Origin of the sequence: Acinetobacter sp. AOR01_HL, from assembly GCF_027855455.1 — a bacterium.
Classification (GTDB): domain Bacteria; phylum Pseudomonadota; class Gammaproteobacteria; order Pseudomonadales; family Moraxellaceae; genus Acinetobacter; species Acinetobacter baumannii.
Genome location: NZ_JAKTIM010000014.1, coordinates 107,977 through 133,566, shown reverse-complemented (window position 1 = coordinate 133,566; position 25,590 = coordinate 107,977). Strand labels below are relative to the sequence as shown.

The window sequence follows — 25,590 nt, the reverse complement described above, 5'->3', positions numbered from 1 at the left end:
ATATCCACAATTTTGTTATTTTATTAAGCAACTTAGACTAATTAATTATTATAAAGTCTAAAAAAATAAACTGACTTTTTTAGACAAAACGCATAATATTTTTCAAGTAATAAAAATTTAAATACCAATTGTCACGTACCCTCTCATTTAGAAAAAAAGCCGTGAATAATCTGACTCAACTATTCAATCGTTTTAAAGCGAATTCAATTTTAATTTATTGCCTGCAAATTTTAATTGTACTCACAGGCACAACTTTAGGTTTACTTTGGTTAGGTCATAATGAGCTGATCGTTCCTGTGACTTTAGGTGCGATTGCTGCTGCACTTACTGATTTTGATGATCGCTTAAGTCTTCGTTTACGCAACCTGCTCTATGTCTGTCTACTCTTTTTTACTGTCAGCACTATTCTTGGTTTTTTAGCACCTTATAAATTTTTATTTATTTTATATCTTTCAATTTCCAGTGCTTGTTTCATTTTATTGGGAGCTTTAGGGCAACGCTACGCTACCATTTCTTTTGGTACGATTTTACTCTCAATTTATAGTATGTTTGGTTTAGGAGAATATGCACACTGGTACCAACAGCCTACTTATTTTGTCTATGGTGCGTTGTGGTACGGCCTAACTTCTATTTTATTTTTTATTCTTAAACCAACACTTCCTTTACAAGATAAACTTTCACAAATTTTTGAAGAAATTTCAGCCTTACTTCAAGCTAAAGCACGGTTGTTCGACCCAGATAATAAAGAAAATGTTGAACAGCTTTTATTTGAGTTATCACTACAAAATACACAAGTTGCGCAAAGTCTTAACCAAATACGCAGCTCTTTGCTAACTCGCCTTAAGGCATCACGAGTCAGTAATAAAAGTATTTACTGGTTAAACCTATACTTTTTTGCGCGAGATATACACGAGCAGGCAACTTCTAATTATTTACACTACGAGCATATCCAACAAAATTTTAGCCGTAGTGATCTCATTTTTCGTTTTCAGAAAAACCTACGCTTACAAGCTCAAGCTTGCCATGATTTAGCTCAATGCATTTTGCATAATCAACAATATCAGTCTTCTCAAGAAAGCCAAATTGGCCTAAACCATTTGGAAAGCTCTTTGAAAGACTGGATACAACAGCATCCACAAAATTTTGAAGTTAAAAATTTAAAGCTGATTTTTAATAATTTAAAAGGAATGCATGAACAATTTGAACAACTTCAATATGCTCAACCGTTTAATGAAACGCTAAGTCAGAACAAGCAAGAACATCTCAATTTACTAGATGATGATATTCAAGGATTTTCAGACCTTGTTTTAAAAATTCGGCAGCAACTGACGCCACAATCGGCCCTATTTAGACATGCAATACGAATTGCGGTTGTGTTTGCCGCAGGTTATGCCATTTCCCTCTTACCTTTTGCCCAACATGGTTACTGGATTTTGCTCACCAGTTTATTTGTTTGCCAAATTACTTACTTTGCAACCAAAAGTCGTTTAAAGCTTAGAACGATTGGGACTTTACTCGGCGTTTTATTGGGTATTCCCATTTTATATTTTGTTCCTAGTATTGAAGGTCAACTCATTCTTACCATTATTTGTGGAGTTAGCTTTTTCTACTTACGCCAGAAAAAATATGCGCTGGCAACACTGATGGCAACCTTAATGGTATTGCTCATTTTCAACTTAAAAGGTGCAGGTTACAGCATTATTTTACCTCGCCTAATCGACACCTTATTAGGCTGCTTTATTGCTTGGCTTGCTGTTAATTTTATTTGGCCAGACTGGAACTTCCGTAATATTCCAAACAATATTAAGAAAAGTAGCCAAGCAACCTTCGATTATTTTAATGTGATTGTTGAGCAATATCAGCATGGGAAAAATCAAGACATTGAATATCGTAGAATTCGCCGTGCTGCACATAACGCGCAAATTGAACTGTCGAATATGATTTCAAGCTTAAGTGCCGAGCCTAACCCAAATCCAGAGCTGATTCATTACGCCTTTCGTTATTTGGTTTATAGCCACAGCCAGTTGAGTTATGTCGCAGCATTAGGCAGCCAAAGACAAAAAATTGATGATCAACAGGTATTACAACTTTTACTGGATTGTCAGCAAATTCTTAAACAAAGTTTATTTGAACAAGCTTCGGTTAACTTTAGTTTTCTTGAACAGACTTTAAAGCAAATTCAAAGTTTAATAACTCACGAACATTTTTCAGAGAACTACACACTTGTCTTAAAACAGATGAGTTTATTATTAGAAACCTTGCCTGAACTCTTATGCTTAAAAGGCAAACTTTTAGAGCATGAAATTAAATAGAATAAAAAATACCGGAATATAAATTCCGGTATTTTTTTAATGTAAGTCTTGTGCAACTCTTTCCTGCATTTCTCGTTTTAAAGCTAAACGTGGTTGAGTAAACCACAAGGCAATAAATGCAAAAGCAGATAAGACAAAAGCCCATAAATGAAATTGGGTGTAGAGGTAACGTACAAGCTCAATCATTGCAAAGAAGCTCGTCATCAATAGCATTGAAACAGCAGCAGCTACAGTTCCTTTTGACACTTCAGATGACATGAGTGCAAAACGGTACAACACTGAGAAGCTAATTCCTTCACCAAAACAAATGAGTGTCATACCTATTAACAAGCAAGGAATTAAATAGGCTTGCCAGACAACACCTAATATTAAAATTAGCGTACCAGTAAGCATAATCGGTAAGCCAATTAAGACAGTTTTACCTAAAGCTAAACGGTCAATAATTTTAATTAAAACAATGTTACCAACAATTAAACCTAAAAATACCGGGAACTGTGCTAAGCCATATTGCACACTCGTTAGCTTCAGTTCATCGACCAAAATAATTGGCGATAATGCAATCCAAAGCATAAGCGGCATACCCACAAGCGGTAAGGCCAACGTTAACCCAAGGAACTGCCGATTGCTAAATACCTTTTTAAAGTCATCAAAAAGATAACTAAAAGGCTGTTTGGTTACACTCACCTTATGACTAGGCATTTGTTTCTTTAAGCCAACCCAACTCAGCAGTGCAAGTAAAGCAATTGCCACGAAACCCCAGTGCCATGAAACATAATCAATTAAGAAAGCTCCAAGTACAGGTCCTAGCAAAGGCGCAAGCAATGAGATATTTGCCATAAGTGCCATGACTTTAATCGCATCACGCTCGGCAAAATTTTCCTGAATTGCGGCATATCCCACTGCTGAAATTACGCTTAACCCAATACCTTGTAAAAAACGTAATGTCAGAAAGTGTTCAATTTGTCGCGTTAATAAAATTAAAAAACAGCACAAGGCAAAAAATAAAACACCAGACAAAAGTACTTTTTTACGGCCTAATCGATCTGATAAAGGTCCTAGTAACCATGCAACAGATGCACCACCTAATAAATAAAATGACATTGAAGACGGCGCCCAAGTTGCACTTACACCGAAATCTTCAGTAATTGCCAACATGGCTGGCTGAATCAGGTCATTACCAATATAAACCGCAAATTCAAATAGCACTAAAGCTAAAGGAAACATCAACGTTGTACGGTTCAACGCTGTCGTTTGAATATTTTTCATGAGTTTGTACACTTCAAAATAGCGGCCACTATGTCTCAGCAACTACATATTGAAATAAATAATGTAGTCATGACGATGACAGTATGGTCAGTCAATCTTTAGTTAAGTTGTTATATGCCGTGAGAGTGCATGTTTAGAATGTGAAACACCGTATTCACAAGGTGTCTAAAACGAGAAAAAATGTATGACGTGAGATTCGGTAATTTTTACCATCTGGCATAATTGCCGGATGACACAATATCACTTTTCAAATTGATCATCAATCGGACAATTCCAACAATTTTAAATTCTATATTTTAATGATGACGAACTCATTTTTATATTGTGAATAACCCTAAAGTTATCCACATATTCAATAGAAATTCAGCTTTAAGGACAAGGATTAACTTGAAAGTCTGCTGTTTCCTCGCCTTTTGTACATTGATAACTTTGTTTTTTATTCACGATTTTCCAAACAGTCTGATCTTTTTTTAATAAATACTCAGTACGTGTTTTCGAAACAGCATCTTCACTAGGCTCTGTCTGCAAAATAGTGACTTGAGCATTAGAAGGATCTTCTAAGGCATTCATTTGCTGTGAAATACTTAAATTACTGGCATTATTTAAAAGATTAGGTTGATCGAGTAAAACAGCTTGTATCGGACTGTTCGCTTGAGGTGTAGGTGGATTTGTATTTGGTGTACAAGCACTCAGAATCAACAAATTACACATCATGAGTAAACCAATCTTTTTCATACTCAACTCCACCACAACTTCACCTTGATGCTAAAGGCTACAAATAATTTTTTCCGTTCAACTTTGTAAAGTATTTGCCATTAAAATGAAGAAACCAGTATAAGGTATCAAACCAAGATTAATGATTTTTAATCAATAATATTTTTCCAATTACTACATTTTTCTTTAAGAGTAAGTTCTCTAAAGTATCGCTCAAGTTTAAGAATTGAATTAGAGTAACTCCCATGAGCAATATTTTAGTCATTAATGGTGCCAAACAATTTGCCCACTCAAATGGTGAATTAAATGACACACTCACGACACTAGCGACGAATCACCTCACTGAACTCGGCCACGAAGTTCAAGTCACTCGTGCAGATAGTGACTACAATGCTGAAGCCGAAGTAGAAAAATATTTATGGGCAGATGTCGTGATTTATCAAATGCCGGGCTGGTGGATGGGTGCACCGTGGACCGTAAAAAAATATATTGACGATGTATTTACGACAGGTCATGGTTCTCTTTATGCAAACGATGGTCGTAGCCGCTCTGATGCCTCAAAAAAATATGGTTCAGGTGGTTTAATTCATGACAAAAAATATATGTTGTCGCTTACTTGGAATGCGCCAATGGAAGCATTTGACGATGCGGATCAGTTTTTCCATGGCGTGGGTGTAGATGGTGTTTATTTACCATTTCATAAAGCAAATCAGTTCTTAGGTATGAGCACCCTACCAACATTTATTGTAAATGATGTAATTAAAATGCCTGATGTAGATAGTTATGTGGAAGCATACAAAGCACATTTGAACACACTATTTGCAGCAGCCTAACCCGGAGAAAACCATGCTTACTATTATCGCGGAAATTCGTACTCAATCGGGTGGACAACACCGCCAAAACGTATTGAATGCATTTCAAAAAATCATTCCAACTGTTTTAGCCGAAGATGGTTGTCATGGTTATGAACCTTTGGTTGACCACATTTCAAATGCAAGCTTCCAAAACAAAGACCCTGACATTATTGTGATGTTAGAAAAATGGGAAAGTGTGGCTCATCTTGAAGCACACTTAGCTACACCTCATATGCAAGCGCATCATGAAGCAGTCAAAGATGATGTAGTTGACGTCAAAATTAAAATGTTAGAAAGTGGCGTATAATTTAAGAAATAAAAAAAGACGATATATTTATCGTCTTTTTTATGCTTAAGAACAAAGCTGCGTCTGGAAACCTTTAGAACCTTTTCCTCTTGCACATTGGTAGCTCTTTTGCTTATTTTGCAATTGCCACTTTTCATCAACCAATTTAAATAAATATTCCGTCCGAATTGCTGAGACAGAGTCATCCATTAAACCGGTTTGTATAACAGTAATGCGAGAAACAGTTGGGGATTCTACTCGGTTAAATACCTGCTGAACTGAAGTATTGTTATGCTCTTTTACAATCTCGGGTTGCGTTTTAAGTACTTGTTGCATTGGGGTTTCTGAGCCCACAAAAGGAATTAATTTACTTGTAGTTGCACAACCCGTCATAAGTCCAGCACAGAGTGCAGAAATTAAAAATAAACGTTGCATTTTCATCACCAAAAAACAAAAGGCATAGCTTTATGATGCTATGCCTTTGTCGGTTACTCTGTAGAAACTATGTAGTTCTACAAAATAGATCTAATTAAAGATCGAATAATTTACCCGGATTCATAATACCTTTCGGGTCAAATACTTTTTTCAAAGCTTTCATATATTCGATTTCTTCAGCTGAGCGCGAATATTCCAAATATGGCTTTTTCGTCATACCTACGCCATGCTCGGCAGAGATTGAACCATCGTATTTTTTAACGGTATCAAACACATATTTATTCACAACTTGACACTTCGCAAAGAACTCATCTTTGGTCAAGTTTTCAGGTTTTAAAATATTTAAGTGTAAGTTACCGTCGCCGATATGGCCGAACCAGCAAATTTCAAAGTCAGGATAGTTTTCTTGAACAATCGCATCAATCTCACGAATAAATGCAGGTACGTGAGTAATTAATACTGAAATATCGTTTTTATATGGAATAAACGGCGCGATTGATTCAGAAATATCTTCGCGTAAACGCCACAAGCTCTCTACTTGATCAAGGCTCTGGCTCATTACACCATCAAGTACCCAACCTTGTTCCATACAGTGCTCGAAAATCTCCATTGCTTTGTCGATAATCGGTTCGTATGGCGCTTCAAACTCAAGCAATACATAGAATGGACATTGAGTTTCAAATGGACGTTGAACATGACCACGGTCGAGTACTTTTTGCATTGCAAGCTCACCAAAGAACTCAAATGCAGTTAAGTCGATATCTTTTTGGAAAGCATGTAACACAGGCATTACTGCATCAAAATCAGGCACACCTAAAACTAAAACTTGTAGGTTTTGTGGTTGACGCTCAAGTTTAATTTCTGCTTCAGTCACTAAACCTAATGTACCTTCACCACCAATAAACAAATGCTGTAATGCATAACCAGTTGCATTTTTAATCATGCCTTTGTTTAAACGTAAAATGTCGCCCTTACCCGTCACTACAGTTAAACCGAGTACCCAGTTACGCGTCATGCCATATTTAATGACTTTAATACCACCAGCGTTGGTACCGATATTACCGCCAATCTGACTAGAACCCGCTGACGCAAAGTCAACCGGATAATACATACCCTGCTCTTCTGCATAATTTTGCAATTGCTCAGTCACAACACCAGCTTGTACACGAACCATACGGTCTGCCGGGAAGAACTCAAGAATCTGGTTCATTTTGTCCATGCTAATGACAATTTCACCATTGGTTGCTACAGCACCAGCAGAAAGTCCTGTACGTCCACCTGACGGTGTAATTGCGATATTAAACTGGTTTGCAAGCTTCACAACTTCCTGAACTTGTTCAGTCGTTGATGGAAAAACGATGACCGATGGGTTCGGATTAAAATGCTTGGTATGATCTTTACCCCAGTTTTCGAGACTATCAGCATCGGTTTTAATACGGTTTTCACCGACGATTGCTGTTAATTGGGTGAGTAACTCAGGTGTTAAAGCGACTGGAGCATTCATCGTTTGCAGACCTAGCAAGAAGTAAACTGTGGTGGGACTATGACCTCATATTTCTCTAGGTTTTCACCTGAGCAAAGCCATAATGTTCAAGGAACTCCTATATTCTACATGTAACAGCACAAGCGATAAAGTTCAGAATAGAGATACTGTCACTACAAAACATGTTTAACACCAATAAAACACTTTTTATAAGGCCTTAAAGGAAAATTTGGGCCTCAACGTAGGCCAAGCATATTTTGTAACGCTCGACAAGCCATAAATGGAAGTGATTAGACATAGATAAAATTGCCATAAGGCGATGGTATAAACGAAATATCTATAGCGCTGCCCAGTATGTTATTATACCGCCACCAAATTTGGCCTTTGTAGCGGAGCCGTAATGAGCCAACATCTTTCACTACCTAAAGATAAAATCCGTTTCCTTTTGTTAGAAGGCGTTCACCAAAACGCAGTCGATACTTTAAACGCTGCGGGTTATACCAACATTGACTATCGCAAAACTGCTCTTGAAGGCGAAGCGCTTAAAGAAGCAATTAAAGATGCTCACTTTATTGGTATTCGTTCGCGTACCCAATTGACTGAAGAAGTTTTCGAAGCTGCAAATAAATTGATCGCAGTAGGTTGTTTCTGTATCGGAACAAACCAAGTAGATCTTAAAGCAGCGATGGCACGTGGTATTCCTGTATTTAACGCACCGTATTCAAATACGCGTTCGGTTGCAGAGCTCGTACTTGCTGAAACTATTCTTCTTCTTCGCCGTGTTCCTGAAAAGTCAGCGGCTTGTCATCGTGGTGGTTGGGACAAATCTGCTGTGGGTTCTTTTGAAACTCGTGGCAAAACTTTAGGTATTGTGGGTTACGGTTCCATCGGTTCTCAACTTTCAGTCCTTGCTGAAAGTATGGGTATGCATGTCATTTATTATGATGCAGTAACTAAATTACCAATGGGTAATGCTCGCCAAGTTGGTTCTTTAGATGAACTTTTAGCAACTGCTGATGTTGTGACTTTGCATGTACCGGATGTTCCGTCTACACGTAACTTCTTCACTAAAGAACAATTTGCAAAAATGAAAGAAGGCGCGATCTTCTTAAATGCTGCACGTGGTACATGCGTAGTAATCGAAGATTTAGCTGATGCAATCAAATCTGGTCACCTTGCAGGTGCGGCAGTTGACGTATTCCCGAAAGAACCAAAAGCAAATGGTGAAGAATTCCAGTCTCCACTTCGTGGTTTAGACAACGTGATCTTGACTCCTCACGTTGGTGGTTCAACAATGGAAGCTCAAGCAAATATCGGTTTAGAAGTAGCAGAGAAATTTGTTGCTTACTCTGATAAGGGTATGACACTTTCTGCGGTAAACTTCCCAGAAATCGCGTTGCCATTGACAGCGGGTCAACACCGTTTACTACACATCCACAAAAACGTACCGGGTGTATTGTCTAAAATCAACAACTTGTTTGCTGAACAAGGCATCAACATTTCTGGTCAGTCACTTATGACTAAAGGCGACATCGGTTACCTTGTAATGGACGTAGATGCTTCTGCTTCTCAAGAAGCTTTAGATATGTTGCATGAAGTTGAAGGCACAATTCGCGTACGCGTATTGTTCTAATACAGACTGTAAATTTAAAAGCCACAGCATTGTCTGTGGCTTTTTTATAGGTATTTACATTATCATGTGAAAAGTATACCAATTGATCAAATAATAAAATGTCCAGTCCAAGCCAGAAATCCCAGCTTCATGCTTTGGGCTTTCTTATTCTTGCCATGTTAAGTGTCCAAAGTAGCGCATCCTTAGCTAAAGTCCTGTTTCAGAACTTTCCTGTACTGACTGTTTCTGCAATGCGTTTATGTATCGGGGCATTTATTTTGGCTTTCCTTTTTCAGATCTGGAAAATTAATTTTAGTCAGGTCCGATGGAAAGCTATTTTAAGTTATGGCTTTGCTCTTGCTGGCATGAATGCCCTTTTCTATTTATCGCTTGAACGTTTACCCATTGGTATTGCGGTTGCATTTGAATTTATTGGTCCACTCAGTGTGGCCCTTTACCATGCTAAGCAAAAATATGATTTTGTCTGGGTCACTTTCGCAATTATTGGTCTCATTTTATTATTTCCTTTTAACCAAGCACATAGCTTGGACTGGATTGGAGTCCTATTTGCGATGAGTGCGGGTGCTTGTTGGGCCCTATATATTATTGCAGGGCAAAAGCCTTCTGGTATCTCAGGTAACCATACAGTTTGTTTGGGCATGACTGTAGGTGCTTGTATACTTTTACCCATTACTTTTTTCTCAGGCTCGATTGGGCAAGTTATAGAACCACCATACTTTTTTTATTTTATTGGTCTCGCCGTTTTAGCCAGTGCACTTCCATTCTCTTTAGAAATGTTAGCTCTACGCAATTTAACACCTTTAAGTTTTGGAACATTGATGAGCCTAGAGCCAGCTGTTGCTGCACTTTCCGGTTTTATCTTCTTAGGTGAATACCTGTTATGGAATCAATGGTTGGCACTTGCCACTATTATTACTGCTTCTGTGGGTTGTACCATAACCACCCAAAGAGCCCGACAACAACGTGAAAAAACAGTAAGTTAATTCTGCAAAACCTGCGAGTTGAAACCCAGTATTGGCTATAATTAATCACCCTTATTTTTTACATATCAAATGAAGCGTTAAGGTACTTCCATGCAAAATCTTCCAATTATTGCTGTGCTATATATGATTTTGTCGATGGTTTCGTATCAAATCAGCGCTTCATTTGCCAAGCAACTTATTGCGGCTTTAGATCCGCTTACCGTTACTATTTTAAGACTATGTTTTGCAGCAGTGATTGTTGCCGTTATGTTCCGTTCTTGGAAAATCTGGTCTCGCTTACCTTATTTAAAATGGCGTGATTTATTAATGTACTGCGCATCATTAGGGTTAATGAATATCTTATTTTACACCTCTCTTGGAAAATTGCCCCAAGGGATTGCGGTAGGTCTAGAATTTATTGGTCCATTAGGCCTAGCCCTAGTTTCTATCAAACAAAAGAGCGAATATATCTGGGTAGCTTTTGCCATGCTGGGTATTGCACTCATGGTACCTTGGCAAGATCCAACTCAACACCACTTTTCTTACGTAGGTGCAGCCTGTGCTTTAGGCGCAGGGCTTTGTTGGGCATTCTATATTTATTTTGGTCAAAAAGTTGTAACTCAAAATATAGGAATGCATGCCTTAACCATAGGGATTACCGTATCTGCCCTCGCCTTATTACCAATTGCTATTTGGTATAATGGCCCAGCATTACTTGATACACAGTACTGGGGTAAAGCCTTACTTATTGCAGTTTTAGCGACTGCTATTCCCTATGCACTCGACCTAATGGCACTCAAACAACTTAATAAATTAACTTATGGCACCCTAACAAGTTTAGCGCCAGCATTGGCAGCATTAACAGGTTTCTTATTACTTCACGAAGAAATCAGCATGCTGCAATGGGTGGCTTTAGCTTGCGTAATGCTAGCGTCAATTGGGGTTACTTTAAGAAGTAAAACAGCATCATAGGTGTAGCTTATTGCTGTTTTTTATACTTTTTATATTCCTTTAAATATTTATTGCCTAGCGTTTCTTTTTCACTGTCTTTAAGAATTTTACCGGCTTGCTGAAAAAACTTATGCTCTTCTTCTTTTAAGTGGTGATGGACTTTTTCGCTCAACTGTTTAGCGGTTGCCAACCAACTTGGGCTACTCATATCCGTTTTTTCGAGTTGCTCGACCAATTCATCCATTTCATGATGTTCAGATAAAGCATGTCTCGTAATATCCAAACCGACATCATCAAACATTAAAGGGATATATAAATAACGGTCTTCGGCAACTGAGTGAGCATAAAGTTCGTTTTTTAATGCATCAAATAATTCTTTTCGTTCTTCGGTTAAACCATGTGTCTGGATTAATTGTTCAGAAAGGTTGCGTTGATTTTCGTGGCTTTCTCTTAATGCTTCGAAAATATTCATTCTCTTCCTCATTTTTAGTTAAAAAATCTTTTTTATTTCAAGGTTTATCGTACGGCAAAATTTATATTATTTAAGTAGCTTAAAATGAGACTATTTTTTACACAGTTTTCTTTCTAGTAAGTTTCTGTAATGTTTTTTATATTTCTAATTTTAAAAGATACATAAAAGTATGAACCACTCCTCAGGACAGTTCATACTTTTTATCTTATTTAACCTGTAACAAACATTTGATATCCCAAACGGCAAATCAGGATACTCACCAAAATTAAAAAGATAATACGTACAAAACCACTACCGTATTTAAGCGCAGTACGCACCCCAACAATAGAACCTAGCACGTTAGCCGCTGCCATCATTAAACCAATATGTAAAATAGCGTGACCAGTTGGGATGAGGAAACTCAGCGCAGCTAAATTAGTCATAAAATTACCGATTTTTGACAACGCCGAAGCATGTAAAAAATCGACTTGTAAAAAACGAATGAAGAAAAAGATAAAGAAACTACCAGTACCCGGCCCGAAAATACCATCATAAAAGCCAATCGCCAGACTACCAATACCAGCTAAAACGAGCATTTTCGTGGTAATTTTTTGCTCGGTATGGACTTGCCCGAAGTTCTTTTTAACTAGGGTATAAATCGCAATCACAATCAACATTACGAAAACGAAAGGACGCAATACCGATTGAGGGATAAGCGACAAACAAGCCGCGCCGGCGAAAGAACTAATCAAGGCACAAATGGCAATAACGGCTAAAAGCTTCCATTGCAACTTTACTTTTTTAGCAAATGTATAAGCCGCCGATGCCGTACCAAAAATGGATGAGACTTTATTGGTACCAATCACCGTAGCAGTCGACATGTTAGGAAAAGTGCTCATGATCCCGGGAATCTGGATGAGTCCGCCGCCACCAACAGCAGCATCAATTGCTCCCGCAGTAAACGCAAAAAAGATCAAACTAAGGATAACATCCCATTCCATGCCCATGTTTTATACTCTACATCTACTACAAATTTAAGATACGTTTAGGTACCAACCGTTTTTTATCGGTAATTTCAGCTAAACCTAGACAGCGTTCACCCGAAAAAACCAACACTTCTGCTTCTGCAGAATGATCAATATTGCTTTCTAGACCGTTACAAAAATATTTTTCCCGTCCTTCGGGAACCTGAATTTTTAAGAAATGGTCAATTGGAGCATATACGGGCAGTAGCAAAGCTTCTCTTTGCTCTTCCGTTAAGCTTTCCAAATATTCAATGGTATAACTTGGGATGAGTTCAAAATGTCCAGTTTGAATACGGTGAAGCATCGTTAAATGACCACCACAACCAAGTGCCTCACCAATATCTTCACCTAACACACGAATATATGTTCCTTTAGAACAAGTTACATCTAAAGTGATACTATTTTCATTAAATTCAATAAGTTCTAAGGCATAAATCGTAACCGGGCGTGCCTCGCGCTCAATCTCTATACCCTTTCTGGCCAGCTCATATAGTGGCTTACCTTCTTTTTTTAATGCCGAGTACATCGGTGGAACTTGTTGAATATCGCCCCTAAACTTTTCTAAAGTTTGCTCAATAAGCTCTTTGCTAAGAACCGGGATAGGACGTTCTTGTAAAATATCGCCTTCAACATCGCCTGTTGTTGTAGTTTGGCCTAATCGAACAGTAGTTTGATAACGCTTTGTCGAGTCCAGCAAGTAATGTGAGAATTTAGTGGCCTCTCCTAAACAAATAGGAAGTAAACCGGTTGCTAATGGATCTAATGCACCAGTATGACCCGCCTTTTGGGCACGGTAAAGCCAACGCACTTTTTGCAAAGCAGCGTTAGAACTTAGCCCTAATGGTTTATTTAAAAGAAATACACCACTGATATGGCGACGAGAAATTTTTTGATTTTTTGTCGTCATTTTTACTGGAACACAAAGCTAGAGAAAAGTGCCGACATGTTAGCAAATTCAGCAAGATATTTTCATAATATTTAGGTGCCTTTTCACTTATTTTATGGCACATTAATGATCGAGTAAAAAAACAACAAATGAAAACTTAAGGAAGATATCTTTATGCAAAGGATGCAGAAAAAGATATGGTGGTGTGTGCTCGGATTTTTTATTTTGAGCCTCATCGCATGTGTGTATTGGCTAAGCCCAGACTCGGAAAATACTTCACCTCAGCCAAATCAGGATGAAGCTAGGTTGGTAGCTACTTCACAATCTACTTTAAATTCACCATTAAACGAAAATACTTATTTGAGTAAAAGTCAGCAAGATACTCAAGTTAACTGCCAATTAAAAATTAATAGTTCACAGCATTTAGTTGTGAATAGCCAAACCCGTGACTGCTTTGAATATTTTATTACGCAGTATGGCGAGAGCAATTTACAACAAGTTAAAACTCATTTTGAGAAATTTATACAAGATCAGTATTTAGAACCAGCCCGCTCACAGATTATTGATTTGTGGACGCGTTATTTAAAATACCGTGAGCAGCTTGCACAAATTCAACCGCCTCAATCTAAACAACAAGATCAAAATTATTTTCAAAAGATCTTCAGTTCAATTCAAGATATAAGAAAACGTTTCTTCTCTGCCTCTGAAATTGAAGGGTTATTTTCAACAGAAGACATTTATCAGAACTACACATTAGATCGCATGAAGATTTTAGAAGATTCATCTTTAAGCGAAATTGAAAAAGCTAAAAAACTCAAAGAGCGCTTTGAACAATTACCAGAAGACTGGCAAGAAAACCTACAAGAACTTTCAAAGCTTGATGATTTACACACACTGACCAAACAAATTAAAGCTCGCAATGGTTCAGCAGAGGAACTTCGGCAAATGCGTACAGCACTTGTTGGAGCCGAAGCAACTCAACGATTAGAAACTTTAGATATACAGCGTAATGCGTGGCAACAGCGAGTAACTGGCTACTTAAATCAACGTGATGAAGTCCTACATAGCAATATGAGTGACAGCGCTAAAAAACAAGCTATTCAACAACTACGCCAACAACAATTTAGCTCATCGCAAGAACAGCTTCGTCTTAGAACTTTTGAAACAGTCCATGACCAAGGAGGTGAACTACCCTTTAACTACTAGGCTTTTCTATTTCAAAGTGAGCCAAACCTTATCCAGCAGTAGAAGCTGCTTCTCATACAAAATAAAAATATTGAGTAAAAAATGAAAAGGAACTTAATATTTTTCTGTGCTGCAATACTCTCAGGACTGAGTGTTTCAGCAACCCATGCCACAAATGCAGAGCAAGTCAAAAGCTCATTCGTCTATTCAACTTATGCACAAACCAAATATCCATTGGTTTTTAACCATGGTATGGCGGGTTTTAATCGAGTTGGAACAGATACGCTTGGTCTGGACTACTGGTATCAGATTCTTCCTGATCTTGCACGTAACGGAGGAAATGTCTGGGCAACAAGAGTTTCTCCGTTTAATTCAACTGAAGTTCGTGGAGAACAACTTGCCCAACAAGTAGAAGAAATTATTGCCATTACTGGAAAGCCTAAAGTCAACTTGATCGGACATAGCCACGGGGGACCAACAATTCGCTATGTCGCTGGGATCATGCCTGAAAAAGTCGCTTCGCTTACTACTATTGGTGCACCTCACAAAGGATCGCCAATGGCAGATGTCATCCTGAATGTTGAGGGTACTCCTCTATCCGGACTGGCAACATTAGTAAACTGGTTTTCCGCAGCAATTACTTGGGCAGGAGGTCTAGACCCAAATAGTTATCCGCATGACTCCTTAGCAGGTGCCCACAGTTTATCGACTCAAGGCTCTGCACACTTTAATTCTCAATTTCCAATGGGTGTTCCTACCACGTCTTGTGGTGAAGGTGCTTATCAAGAGAAAGGAATCTATATGTATTCATTCTCTGGTAATAAAGCACTCACAAATCCATTAGATCCATTTGACATGGCATTGACAGGAAGTAGTCTAGTGATTGACCCATTTGGGGATAATGATGGGCTTGTGTCTCGATGCAGTGCCAAATTTGGTAAAACTATTCGTGACGACTATAACTGGAATCATTTAGATGAAGTCAATCAGGTCATGGGAATACGTTCTATTTTTGCAGCAGACCCTGTCTCGGTTTACCGTCAACATGCTAACCGTTTAAAACTTCAAGGATTATAAGCTTTAAAACAAAAAAATGCGCCAAAAGGCGCATTTTTTACTCGCTATAAGCTTACGCTTTACGAGCTGGTAATTTTTCACGAATACGTGCAGCTTTACCAGACAAGTCACGGAGGTAGTAAAGTTTAGCACGACGAACGTCACCACGACGTTTCACTTCGATTTTAGCAACAACTGGTGAGTGAGTTTGGAATACACGCTCAACACCAACACCGCTAGAAATTTTACGTACTGTGAACGCAGAGTTCAAACCACGGTTTTTCTTAGCGATTACAACACCTTCAAATGCCTGAAGACGTTCACGGTCACCTTCTTTTACTTTAACTTGAACAACTACTGTGTCACCAGGAGCAAATTCAGGAAGGTCAGTTTTTAACTGTGAATTTTCAATAGCTTGAACTAAAGGATGTTTACCACTCATTGTGGGAATCTCCAATATGTGCGGAGTCAGAAGAGGCCTGAGTTTCCGCTGGGGATAGAGGCTAAAGCGCATATCAACCCGTTTAACTTTCCCTTTACGACAACCGTAAAGAGCCTTAAGTACACATAAATCTATAAAAAATAGACTTATGCTTTAATTCGAAGCAAAGCTTCTCATCTTTTGCTCAGAAAAACACAGGGGATGTGCTTACCCTTGTTCATCTGACAGCCATTTTTTTTGCTGCTTAGTCAACGTAACCTGTTCAATCAACTCAGGTCGACGCTCTAAAGTTCGTTGATAACGCTGCAAAAAACGCCATTTCTCAATATTGGCATGATGTCCCGACTTTAAAATTTCAGGAACCTCTAACCCTTCAAACTGGTCTGGCTTAGTGTATTGCGGACAATCCAAAAGACCATCTACAAAAGAATCCTGTATCGCTGATTGCTCATCTGACATTACATTCGGCAAACGGCGAATAATACTATCAAGCAACACCATGGCAGGTAGTTCACCACCAGATAAGACGTAATCTCCAATTGACCATTCCTGATCAACATAATGCTGGATCAAACGCTCATCGACGCCTTCATAACGCCCACACAATACAATTAAGCCATCATAATCGACAAACTGCTGTACTGCCTGTTCATTTAAAGTTTTGCCTTGTGGAGACATATACACCACAGGTACATGAACACATCCTGCTTGCGAAGCAAGTTGTTTGGCATGGTTAATTGCTTTTGCCAAAGGCTCCGCCATCATCACCATACCAGGGCCACCACCAAATGGACGTTCATCCACTCTTCGGTAATTCCCTTCAGCAAAATCACGTGGATTAATACAAGTGACTTGTACTATGTCACGTTTTGCTGCGCGCCCGCTAATCCCGTAGGCTGTAATCGCTTCAAACATTTCAGGAAAAAGCGTAATGACTGCAAAAAACACCGCAGACTCCTCTATTTTCCTGCTGCGTTAATCCTATAAAAAGGATTAATAATCTACGCCCCAATTGACGTAAATGCGACCAGCTTCAAGATCAACGCGTTGCACCACATCTTTATGCCACGGGATCATGCGTTCTTCTGAATCAATGCTGTCTGGTGTAGCGCGTACAACCATCACATCATTGGCTCCAGTTTCAAACAACTCATGAATTTGCCCCAAGTTCACTTCCTGTTCGTCGTCATCAAGACCTAACACTGTTAAGCCTTTCAAATCTGACCAGTAGTACTCATCTACATCTGCTTTCGGCAGTTGAGATTTAGCAATCCAGATATTAGCGCCAACCAAGCTTTCTGCTCCTGTGCGATCACTCACACCTTTTAGAGCAACAACCAGGCCTTTGCCATGTGGTTTCCAACGTTTTACATCAACGATTTGCCAACCGGCCTTGGTCTCGATGTACCAAGGCAAGTAGTCAAACATATTGCTCATGGGTTCTGTATTGGAATACACCCAGAGCCACCCATTTAATCCATAAGCTGAACGTAACTGTCCAATCTGAATACGATCTTCGGGAACATTCTGTGTTGGTGTCATGGGCTACCTACTACAATAATTATGCAGTAGCTTTTTTAGCTTGAGCAGCCAAAGAAGCAACACGTTCAGAAGGTTGAGCACCTTGAGAAACCCAGTGAGCAAAACGGTCTGCGTCTAAACGAAGTTTTTCTGCTTGACCTTGTGCAGTTGGGTTAAAGAAACCGATACGCTCGATGAAACGACCATCACGTGCATTGCGGCTATCAGTCACAACGATTTGATAGAATGGACGTTTTTTTGCGCCGCCACGTGCTAAACGAATAACAACCATGATAAAAGCCTTATAATTCTTACGGATTATCCCTGCACCGACCATCGGCAACACTTCAAACCCCTTTCATAGAGGGCGATATTCTACGTGATTTTCACCCTGAAAGAAAGATTAAATTTTGAGTTATCCGCAGTTTTGAATTTAAATTACTCGGTCCAACTCGATGAAGCAGATAATGCACAAACTGTGGCACCTTTTGCCCAAAATTTTTGCCCTTGGTCATTTAAACAAATAATTCCATCACCTGCTTGTAAGCTAGTAGAAATAGGTGTTGCAGTAAGTACCCAAGTTGAATCATTTAGAGTTGCAAAAGCTAACTTATATAGAGCCTGACCTTGTATAGGACTCACATTAGAACCATAAATCGACTGTATGGTCGCATCCGAAGGATAACGGTTATTTACTATTTTTTGAGATTCTAATGTCTGCGCAATATTCATCATTTCGGATTGAACAGCAGTACGATGTCCTTTACGCAAATATTGTAAATATGAAGGGGTGGCTATAGCCGCTAAAATTGCAACTATTGCTACCACGACCATAATTTCAATTAAAGAAAAACCATTCTTCACTGCCAAACCTCACTGTTCGCTTCACATGTATTACAAGTAGTCGTTCCACCACAATCATTATCAACGGCTGTAACTGTTAAACTTTGACAACGTATACCTGAATTTTTAGCAATAAAATTAAAATTTCTCGAATCTGTTGTGGTTGCTCTAATTACCCATGTTTGACCATTAGCAGCAGAATTTGTTAATAAATTACCTGTGGTCGTATCATCAGTAATCTGAATCGTATATCCCCCGCGAGGTAGGGTTATAGAGGTTGTGGTAAAACCCCTATAAGTAAAATTTCTTGATTTATGCTGTTCTAATTGTTCAGCTAATTTCAAAATTTCACTTTTAACCGCAGATGCAGTAGCTCTACGGCTATAACTTTGATATGAAGGGATAGCAATTGAAGCAAAAATAGCAACGATAACAATCACGACCATAAGCTCAATCAAGGTAACCCCCTGATTGAACCGTAGAATAGAGTATTTATTCATAAGCTGTTCCTTCTAGCGATAGCGCTCATACCAGCGCACAGGAAGTAAATGACTTGTACACTGCCACTCACCTGTTCCGTTCTCGTTTCCAGACAGCTGTAATTTGCCACAACTATTAGTCACAGGAGGTTCATCTCTTTTTGGAACAAATGTGATATTACGAATACCTGCACCAATGACATTTGTATTACATTCAGAGACTCCAGCTGGACAGTTACTACCAGTTTTTGTTTGAAACCCGCTCGGGTTTTCTTTATTTGAATTAATGGTTCCATCCGGATTAAGACAAGCACCAAATGGTAAACAATAAGTTTGTCGGTCTGTTTCTCCCACAACACGAGGTAGGCAAGGATCTGCCGCAACAATTCCCGTTCCTTGAGGGTCATAAACTGGAATAATTAAATTACCCGTAATTGCCATTGGTTCCTCAAAAGCTTTGAGTCCTCCTTTAATACGAAAACTATTATTAGCTTTTTCTGTACCATCGCTCGTACTAGAAAGCGAGCGATACCAACCACCTTTACCTACTCCTGTAGTGGGGAAGAAAATTTGAGCTACTCTTGTTTCACCTGTTCTTAGAATTTGTGGATTTTTTCTTAAGCCTGTCCGTGTAATATCTTTTGTTTCAAGCTGATTATCAGTTAAAGACATTAAGTTCTTTTTAACAAAGTCTCTATCAATAATTCCATATACATTATTTACAGGACGTCCACTTAATGCACTTGCAGGCGTCATACCTTCACGGCCTGTGAGTGGGTAAACGTCTAAAGGTGTACTACGGTCTCCTGATGCAATACCTACTGTAATAAAAGTGTGAATTCCATAATCGTGGATCGTTACTGTTGGAGGCTCATAAAAACGAGGAGCATTCCCACCTGTATAATCATTTGTGCCATCATAAGTTGAATCATTTGTTGCTAAATTCGCTAAACGCACAACTCTGACACCAAAACTGCTATAGGTCGAATTGGTTTTTGTCTGATTATTATTAAGGTCCACGCGAAAAATTTGTCCGCCTAAATCTCCAAAATATAGATGGTCGACTAAGCCATCAGCATCACGGTCTAAAGTACTAATACGGCTAACAATACTATGCTTCATATTGGCGTTATCAGTATTAGAACCTGTATCACTTGTCCACCACAAACGCTGACCAGTTTTTGCGTCAATAATATAGACAGCATTTCCTTTTGCTTTTCCATTGGTAAAGCAAGCGTCAGTCAACGTAATATTTGGTTTTTCATAACACTGATCATAACCACCGCCAACAATCAGGACGCGTCTAATAGAACCGTTATAACGGATGTTCGCGAGTACGGGTTTAGACCAGCTTTGACCCATACGGCTATAGTCAGTCTGGTCTGCCCCTATTCTAAAAAGCAGTTTCGGTGAAGTAGGGCTTAATACATCTAGTCCGTAGTAGCTACTTCCCCCCATGCGCATGCCGCCATAAATATTCATTTGCTTTGCAGTTACTTTTGATACTGCCGAGCTACCACTTCCCACTGTAGTAATATTATAGGCTGGATCAGATACCCAAGCTCCGTCCATACCATGAGCGGGAGCTGAAGCATCACTTTGACCAACAACTAAAGCTTTGGAAGCAACTGAATCATTTAAAATATCTGCAGGAACAAAGACCATTTGCTCAATACCAGATGAAGCATCCACAATATGTAACCCGCCTTCCATGGTTCCATAGAGGATGGATTGTTCTCGGGCAGATGTTAAATTCCCATTATCATCTAGTGTTCCATTGTAGGTTAGTTGAACCGGTAAAGAGTGAATACTTCCCCCCATCGATAAATAAGGTTCATTCGATGTAACCAAAGATGAAGGCAGAGTTGTTGCATTAATATCTGTTGAATAACCTAAATAATTTAATATTTTTAATTTCAAGCTTATAGGAAAAGCTTTTAAAATATTTTGTCCAGTTGATGGATCAAATTTACCTAAAACATAACTTGCTGTATTAGCCACCGTATCAAAAGGATTAGTTCCTTCTGGTGGAACAGCTGGAATTTTTAGCAAATTAGTTCCAGAAGTTGAAATTTTCGTTAAGCTACCATCTGCTGCAACGGCGGAAACATCAGTAAATAAGTTGCGGATTTTACTTTGTACTGCGTAATAATATTTTGTGATATTTCCTTCTGCATCACGTGTTTCAGGTTGCCCAGCAATGGGTAAAGGCACATTCGCATATGAACCACCTAAAAAGACTTTGCCTCCGTCAGTATAAGTAGAGCTATTCCAATAATCCTTTGTTCCAGTCCTAAAAGCCCCACTTGCATTGTAGACTAATCCGCCAGAATTGGCCTCAAAAGCACCTGCATTCGCTCCAGATAAAACAACATGATATTTCTTTAAATTTCCACGCCATGTTAAGTACGTGTTAGCTGGATTTGGCTCAAAAGCTCGTAAATAACCATATTCCTGTAAATTTTTGGGATTCAATGCATCATATGGAACTGAGATAGCACCTGTGGTTAAGGGTTCTAAAGGAACTTTATCTAAATTATTAATAAATGCGATAACGCTGTCTGTTACACCTTGTGAACTCTGAGTAGGGAAAAAACCACCATTTCCATAACCTGGTGCAGCTACCGCATTTGTAGATTGATTCGGTGAACACGCATCATCTCCTTTTCGGTCAGACTGGGTTCTCGAACTTAAACGGCAGGCATTTTTTACATCAGAAGAACTCAAACTAGAAAAGTCACTACCAAAACCGACAAATGCTGTTTGAATAGAGACTCCGGCAGGATTCTTTGTTTTATCAAATAATCTTTTTGCAAACTCCCCCATACAAGCCCAACCAGAGTCTGCCGTAGTGTTAGATAAACCTCCAGAACAATTAAAATCAGCTCCAAAAGTACTACCTAAAGCAGTCGACATAACACTTGCCGAACGTGTATTTGTTGTATTGTTCGGTTCGCCATCCGATAAGAAGTAAATACCTTGTCCATCACAACTCTGACGATTCGCTACTGCAGGTAAAGGTGACTGATACACTGCATTGGAGTTAGTAGCATTTCGGTCTACAACAATATTCGGATTGCTAGCTGTATCGTTTGATTTAGATTTTGGAATACCGCTATCTGCATTTGCTACAGCATAATTAAAAGTGGTGTAGTAATAAGTATAGTAATAAGTCCAGTCAGATGAAGTCTCATAATCTGTTAATGTATTTACTCCTGGATTGAACGTGGTCCAGCTACTCCAGCCATTAGAACGACATGATTGACTTAAGGTATTAATATCAATTTGTGAAGAATTAGTGCAAGAAGAGTATTCAGTTTTATTATCAAATCTTCTTACACGTTTAATATAACTCTCTTTACGAATAGCATAATTCGTTTCTGAATATGTGGTTGTTCCCATTAAGTAAGCAGCTGCTTCAGCATAAGCATGGGCTGAAGGTGTCGTGCCCCCTGATTTTAAATTAGCAACAGCTTGTTTTAATTTATAACGTTGTGAGCCTACCGTATTTAAAGTACTTGCATCACCTAAAGGAGCAGCAGCCACTAAAATTTGTCCACTTCGGCTGTCACCATTTGCCGAGAAATTTCCTAAACCTACTCGCGTATCATTTAAGACAGGGTTATTGCTAGCCAAAAAAGCATTCATACCATTTTTAAGCATGGCTAAGCGGTTTTCACCATAACTATTGTTGGTCATACTTCCTGATGTATCCAACATCATCACAATTGTTTTTTTACCTGCTGTAGGTGAGGCATAAATTTGTAAATCACTTGCCTGCACCACAGAGCTTGTCATCAGCCATGTGAATATCATTGAGCTTGAACAGACGGCATACCATAAATTATTTGGCTTAAAATTCTTCAATTTTAGTTTCATGATATTCCCCATTATGAACCTGGTGCCGTGATTTCAGTCAGCTTATTGGTATAGTTAAATTCTTGAACTTGAGTACTAAAAGGTACGTTATAGTTTGCCAAACAATCAGCTAGGGTTTGCTTATCCGTTAATGCACTATCAAAGTTGTCACTAATTTTTGCGGAACTCGTACTTAAGCAATCAGATTGCAGAGTTTCTAAAGAAGTCGAGGCATAAGCAGGTAAAAACGCTGTTGTAATAACCCGAATACGTTGCGTAGATAGCATGCTTTTAGGAAGTTGGGTTCCTTCGGAAAGATTTATGTCCCGAGGTAGATTTGAACCCGGAATATCAGCCATGGCATCGGTTGGGATACTGACAGCAACTTGAGTAACTACCGCTTGACGATTACTCCCATAGTCACTTGTTAAATCGCAGAAACCTGCTACTCCACCATCTTCAACCACAGCATTATTAGCGCTGCCAGCTCGAAGCAAACTTGCCCCCCGAGTTTGAGCAAAACTTACAGATGTAGAAGTTGGTTTATAGCAAAAGTTATATTCCGCACCAGGGTTACTTTCATGTGCTTTCAGTGCTGCTCCAATCACATTGGTAATATTTGTCAATGTGGTTGGGTTCATCTGTACAATAAGCTCTAACGGAGTATCTGAAGATTGAAAGTTTAATTGGCCAACTTGGCTATTAGTTGCAACTTTTAGAGAAACAATCGCTACTCTTATTGCCAAAACCCCGACAGAAATAACAATCAATAAAATAATAAGTACAACAATAAGTGTGGCACCCGTTTCCTTAGATCGACCTTTAATATTTTTATAATTTAAATGGGTCATATTGTTTCCCCCATTGCATTGCGTAAAGCAATTGTCACGCTATATACGCGTCGCAAAAAGCGAGTTCTGTTATCGGCAGCATGCACATTCTGATCTAGCATAAGAAAAGACTGATTAGGGTCTATTGCCTTATTTTGAGCATTATTTGTAGAACGGGCTAATACCGATATTTGTATTGACAGAATTCTTGGAGCAGCCACAGCTGGACTCGCATCTCGAGCAGCTTGTGCAGCCACCCGATACTGAGGAATTGTGTAATAAGCAAAATTACCAGCTGCGTTTTTCGCACCTAATAAGACATGAAAATGGTCAATACGAGGCAGTATAATTTGCCCTGCATCTCCTAATCCATTAACGATATCAGGTTGCGCTGTAGCACTAACCGCAGGGGTATTCGCATCACATGCAAGTGCATAATCCTGTTGAGAGCTACCATTATTATCAACACGTAAAAAATACCGTTGAACTATTAGGTCCCCCGCTAACACATTCACACCTTCACAATTAGTCATATTGGTCGGGGCAATGAATTGAATAGTCAGTTGATCGCTTTGTACTTCAGCATTTGAACTATTCTGTATATTTGAAAGACCTTTCCAGTGGTTATTCACTGTACTTACCGTATCACCTGCACCACGGCTTAATAACGCTTCCGGAATATAAGTATTTGTATCAACTTTTGGAATAAAATTAATATTGTTGGCATTTGTTGCTGTTGAACCTGTTAATACAATACCTCCCCAAGGCGTTGTATCTGTTAATTGTGGATTTACAACATTTCCATAATTTAGAAGCCGTATATCACGTGCCATATATTCCAAACCAAAAATACCGCTGTCCTGGATTTCAGCATTGGCCTTTTGCAATCGGCTCGATAAAAGCCCTCCAATAAATAGCTGTGTTGCAGCAGCCACTAATATTAGGCCTAAAGCTAAGGCGACTATAAGTTCAATCAAGGTAAAACCTTGTTCTTTATTAGAAATAAATGATTGAGCCATTTAATATGCCTCCATCATTAAGCAAGTTGAATTATTCACGTAAACACCGTTATTACTCATACAACTTGAAACATCCACACTAGTATTTGTTCCATTTGTAGTAATCACTGGCGCAGTTTTACCCCAAAAGACAAATAGGCACTGGCGTTGTTGCACCATTGTATTTGTAACGCCAGGGCAATTTGACATCGTAATTCTCATACCCAGTTGATTAGCATTTCTAGCTGCTTGATAGGCATCAAATTGAGCAAGTTGGGAGGCAGTACATAGAGAGTTAAAACATGACGTGGGTGCAGGAGTATCAGATGTATAGTTGCTATAACTACGCACAAATGTAGGATACTGGCTAGCTTGAGTACTATTTGTACGGATATTTTCTGCTAATCCCCTCATCACTAGAATGGCTTGAGATTTACTTAATGCTTCTGAAGAGGCATCCATAGCTCTTAGCTGCAAGGCAACATAACCTAAAACTCCAATAGCAAGTAAAATTAAGGCAACCAAAACTTCGAGTAAGCCCACCCCAGCTTGGGCTTTTTGCTTATAGTGATGCATTAACAAGTCTCCTCGGCCTTAAAAACTAAAGTGCCAAGCTTGGTCAAAATAATGACTTTCTTTTTATTTATTCTAGAATTACAAATAGATAAAAGCGTATCTTGAGTTATATTTGCCACTACTCCATTTGCATTAAAAGCTAAAGTGGTAGTCGTTAAAGAACTTTGCGTACCATCAGCGGCTATATTTTTTAGCTCAAGAGTATTATTAGAAGCTGTCTGCCAATTTAATGAAGTGGGTGTATTTGAAGCTGTTGAGTTCAAGTTAACAGAAACATTCTGACGGCCTAAAATTGCCTGACTTTTCGCTTCTGATAAAGTGTTGATTAAGTCTCTTTGATTAGCATCTAAACGTTTACTTTCTAATAAATTTGACATTGATGGCGCAGCCATCAGTGCAATAATAGCCATGACCGCAATCGTCACCATTAGCTCGACCAAGGTGAACCCTTCTTGCGGAATAATTCCCCTCATCCCCAGAACCCCAAATAAAACTAAAATTTTTTATTTCTTATTTAAATTTTACTTTTACAAATTACAAAACA

Annotated in this window: 26 protein-coding genes; 8 read left to right on the top strand and 18 right to left on the bottom strand. The window is 38.8% G+C overall.

Annotation, left to right across the window (positions count from 1 at the left end; translation table 11 throughout):
- Positions 1–161 precede the first annotated feature (161 nt).
- The gene (gene yccS, locus MKL62_RS03045; RefSeq protein ID WP_030423571.1) at positions 162–2,312 is read left to right on the top strand and encodes a YccS family putative transporter; all 2,151 of its coding nucleotides are present in this window, start codon (positions 162–164) and stop codon (positions 2,310–2,312) included.
- 36 nt (positions 2,313–2,348) lie between these two features.
- Here the strand turns inward: yccS and craA are convergent, their stop codons facing one another.
- Positions 2,349–3,578 carry a chloramphenicol efflux MFS transporter CraA gene (gene craA / locus MKL62_RS03040; RefSeq protein ID WP_000790118.1) on the bottom strand — a complete coding sequence of 410 codons (1,230 nt, stop codon included), beginning with the start codon at positions 3,576–3,578 and terminating at the stop codon, positions 2,349–2,351.
- 369 nt (positions 3,579–3,947) lie between these two features.
- Complete coding sequence (locus MKL62_RS03035; RefSeq protein ID WP_000719498.1) at positions 3,948–4,313, bottom strand: flagellar basal body L-ring protein FlgH; 366 nt, start codon at positions 4,311–4,313, stop codon at positions 3,948–3,950.
- Positions 4,314–4,537: 224 nt separating this feature from the next.
- On the opposite strand from MKL62_RS03035, the gene MKL62_RS03030 reads away from it, so the two are divergent.
- Positions 4,538–5,125 (top strand): NAD(P)H-dependent oxidoreductase, encoded by a 588-nt coding sequence (locus MKL62_RS03030; protein ID WP_000065461.1) that lies wholly within the window; start codon positions 4,538–4,540, stop codon positions 5,123–5,125.
- A gap of 13 nt (positions 5,126–5,138) precedes the next feature.
- Positions 5,139–5,453, top strand: coding sequence for a putative quinol monooxygenase (locus MKL62_RS03025; protein ID WP_030423572.1), 315 nt, complete (start codon positions 5,139–5,141; stop codon positions 5,451–5,453).
- A 45-nt stretch (positions 5,454–5,498) separates the two neighbouring features.
- Here MKL62_RS03025 and MKL62_RS03020 read toward each other — a convergent pair whose 3' ends face one another.
- Both MKL62_RS03020 and MKL62_RS03015 read right to left on the bottom strand, forming a co-directional pair.
- Positions 5,499–5,867 (bottom strand): hypothetical protein, encoded by a 369-nt coding sequence (locus MKL62_RS03020; protein WP_001189305.1) that lies wholly within the window; start codon positions 5,865–5,867, stop codon positions 5,499–5,501.
- 94 nt (positions 5,868–5,961) lie between these two features.
- Complete coding sequence (locus MKL62_RS03015) at positions 5,962–7,371, bottom strand: D-2-hydroxyglutarate dehydrogenase (RefSeq protein ID WP_000993504.1); 1,410 nt, start codon at positions 7,369–7,371, stop codon at positions 5,962–5,964.
- 379 nt (positions 7,372–7,750) lie between these two features.
- Here MKL62_RS03015 and serA point away from each other — a divergent pair, with 379 nt between their 5' ends.
- From serA to MKL62_RS03000, 3 genes are all read left to right on the top strand, one after another.
- On the top strand, positions 7,751–8,983 hold the full coding sequence (serA, locus tag MKL62_RS03010; protein ID WP_000077814.1) for a phosphoglycerate dehydrogenase: 1,233 nt from the start codon (positions 7,751–7,753) through the stop codon (positions 8,981–8,983).
- A gap of 98 nt (positions 8,984–9,081) precedes the next feature.
- On the top strand, positions 9,082–9,966 hold the full coding sequence (locus MKL62_RS03005) for an EamA family transporter (protein WP_000098161.1): 885 nt from the start codon (positions 9,082–9,084) through the stop codon (positions 9,964–9,966).
- Positions 9,967–10,056: 90 nt separating this feature from the next.
- A complete protein-coding gene (locus tag MKL62_RS03000) occupies positions 10,057–10,917 on the top strand; it encodes an EamA family transporter (protein ID WP_001180514.1) in 861 nt (286 codons plus the stop codon).
- A gap of 7 nt (positions 10,918–10,924) precedes the next feature.
- Here the strand turns inward: MKL62_RS03000 and MKL62_RS02995 are convergent, their stop codons facing one another.
- The 3 genes from MKL62_RS02995 to truB form a co-directional block, all read right to left on the bottom strand.
- The gene (locus MKL62_RS02995; RefSeq protein ID WP_001019905.1) at positions 10,925–11,368 is read right to left on the bottom strand and encodes a hemerythrin domain-containing protein; all 444 of its coding nucleotides are present in this window, start codon (positions 11,366–11,368) and stop codon (positions 10,925–10,927) included.
- A gap of 209 nt (positions 11,369–11,577) precedes the next feature.
- Positions 11,578–12,354 carry a sulfite exporter TauE/SafE family protein gene (locus MKL62_RS02990; RefSeq protein ID WP_000525222.1) on the bottom strand — a complete coding sequence of 259 codons (777 nt, stop codon included), beginning with the start codon at positions 12,352–12,354 and terminating at the stop codon, positions 11,578–11,580.
- 19 nt (positions 12,355–12,373) lie between these two features.
- On the bottom strand, positions 12,374–13,279 hold the full coding sequence (truB, locus tag MKL62_RS02985; RefSeq protein ID WP_000208689.1) for a tRNA pseudouridine(55) synthase TruB: 906 nt from the start codon (positions 13,277–13,279) through the stop codon (positions 12,374–12,376).
- A 153-nt stretch (positions 13,280–13,432) separates the two neighbouring features.
- On the opposite strand from truB, the gene MKL62_RS02980 reads away from it, so the two are divergent.
- Entirely contained in the window at positions 13,433–14,464 is a 1,032-nt protein-coding gene (locus MKL62_RS02980) for a lipase secretion chaperone (protein ID WP_001189457.1), read from the top strand.
- A gap of 114 nt (positions 14,465–14,578) precedes the next feature.
- Positions 14,579–15,520, top strand: a complete 942-nt coding sequence (locus MKL62_RS02975; RefSeq protein WP_097355459.1) for a lipase family alpha/beta hydrolase — start codon at positions 14,579–14,581, stop codon at positions 15,518–15,520.
- Between the two features lie 52 nt (positions 15,521–15,572).
- Here the strand turns inward: MKL62_RS02975 and rplS are convergent, their stop codons facing one another.
- The 11 genes from rplS to MKL62_RS02920 all read right to left on the bottom strand — a co-directional run bounded on the left by rplS (position 15,573) and on the right by MKL62_RS02920 (position 25,519).
- Positions 15,573–15,941 carry a 50S ribosomal protein L19 gene (gene rplS / locus MKL62_RS02970; protein ID WP_000014562.1) on the bottom strand — a complete coding sequence of 123 codons (369 nt, stop codon included), beginning with the start codon at positions 15,939–15,941 and terminating at the stop codon, positions 15,573–15,575.
- 207 nt (positions 15,942–16,148) lie between these two features.
- Positions 16,149–16,889, bottom strand: coding sequence for a tRNA (guanosine(37)-N1)-methyltransferase TrmD (gene trmD / locus MKL62_RS02965; RefSeq protein WP_000464599.1), 741 nt, complete (start codon positions 16,887–16,889; stop codon positions 16,149–16,151).
- 45 nt (positions 16,890–16,934) lie between these two features.
- Entirely contained in the window at positions 16,935–17,483 is a 549-nt protein-coding gene (gene rimM / locus MKL62_RS02960; RefSeq protein ID WP_000189236.1) for a ribosome maturation factor RimM, read from the bottom strand.
- Between the two features lie 19 nt (positions 17,484–17,502).
- Positions 17,503–17,754 carry a 30S ribosomal protein S16 gene (gene rpsP, locus MKL62_RS02955; protein WP_000260334.1) on the bottom strand — a complete coding sequence of 84 codons (252 nt, stop codon included), beginning with the start codon at positions 17,752–17,754 and terminating at the stop codon, positions 17,503–17,505.
- Between the two features lie 146 nt (positions 17,755–17,900).
- Positions 17,901–18,326 (bottom strand): type IV pilin protein, encoded by a 426-nt coding sequence (locus MKL62_RS02950; RefSeq protein ID WP_005127886.1) that lies wholly within the window; start codon positions 18,324–18,326, stop codon positions 17,901–17,903.
- Positions 18,323–18,805: a type IV pilin protein gene (locus MKL62_RS02945; protein WP_001046423.1), complete on the bottom strand. Its 483-nt coding sequence runs from the start codon at positions 18,803–18,805 to the stop codon at positions 18,323–18,325. The genes MKL62_RS02950 and MKL62_RS02945 overlap by 4 nt, the downstream gene beginning before the upstream one ends.
- Before the next feature lie 12 nt (positions 18,806–18,817).
- On the bottom strand, positions 18,818–22,663 hold the full coding sequence (locus MKL62_RS02940; RefSeq protein ID WP_025469982.1) for a PilC/PilY family type IV pilus protein: 3,846 nt from the start codon (positions 22,661–22,663) through the stop codon (positions 18,818–18,820).
- A gap of 11 nt (positions 22,664–22,674) precedes the next feature.
- The gene (locus MKL62_RS02935) at positions 22,675–23,493 is read right to left on the bottom strand and encodes a PilX N-terminal domain-containing pilus assembly protein (protein WP_000149376.1); all 819 of its coding nucleotides are present in this window, start codon (positions 23,491–23,493) and stop codon (positions 22,675–22,677) included.
- A complete protein-coding gene (locus MKL62_RS02930; protein WP_000079197.1) occupies positions 23,490–24,491 on the bottom strand; it encodes a PilW family protein in 1,002 nt (333 codons plus the stop codon). Before MKL62_RS02930 ends, MKL62_RS02935 begins: the two co-directional genes overlap by 4 nt.
- Entirely contained in the window at positions 24,492–25,052 is a 561-nt protein-coding gene (gene pilV / locus MKL62_RS02925) for a type IV pilus modification protein PilV (protein ID WP_002194578.1), read from the bottom strand.
- Positions 25,046–25,519, bottom strand: a complete 474-nt coding sequence (locus MKL62_RS02920) for a pilus assembly FimT family protein (protein ID WP_001214065.1) — start codon at positions 25,517–25,519, stop codon at positions 25,046–25,048. Before MKL62_RS02920 ends, pilV begins: the two co-directional genes overlap by 7 nt.
- Between the last annotated feature and the right edge of the window lie 71 nt (positions 25,520–25,590).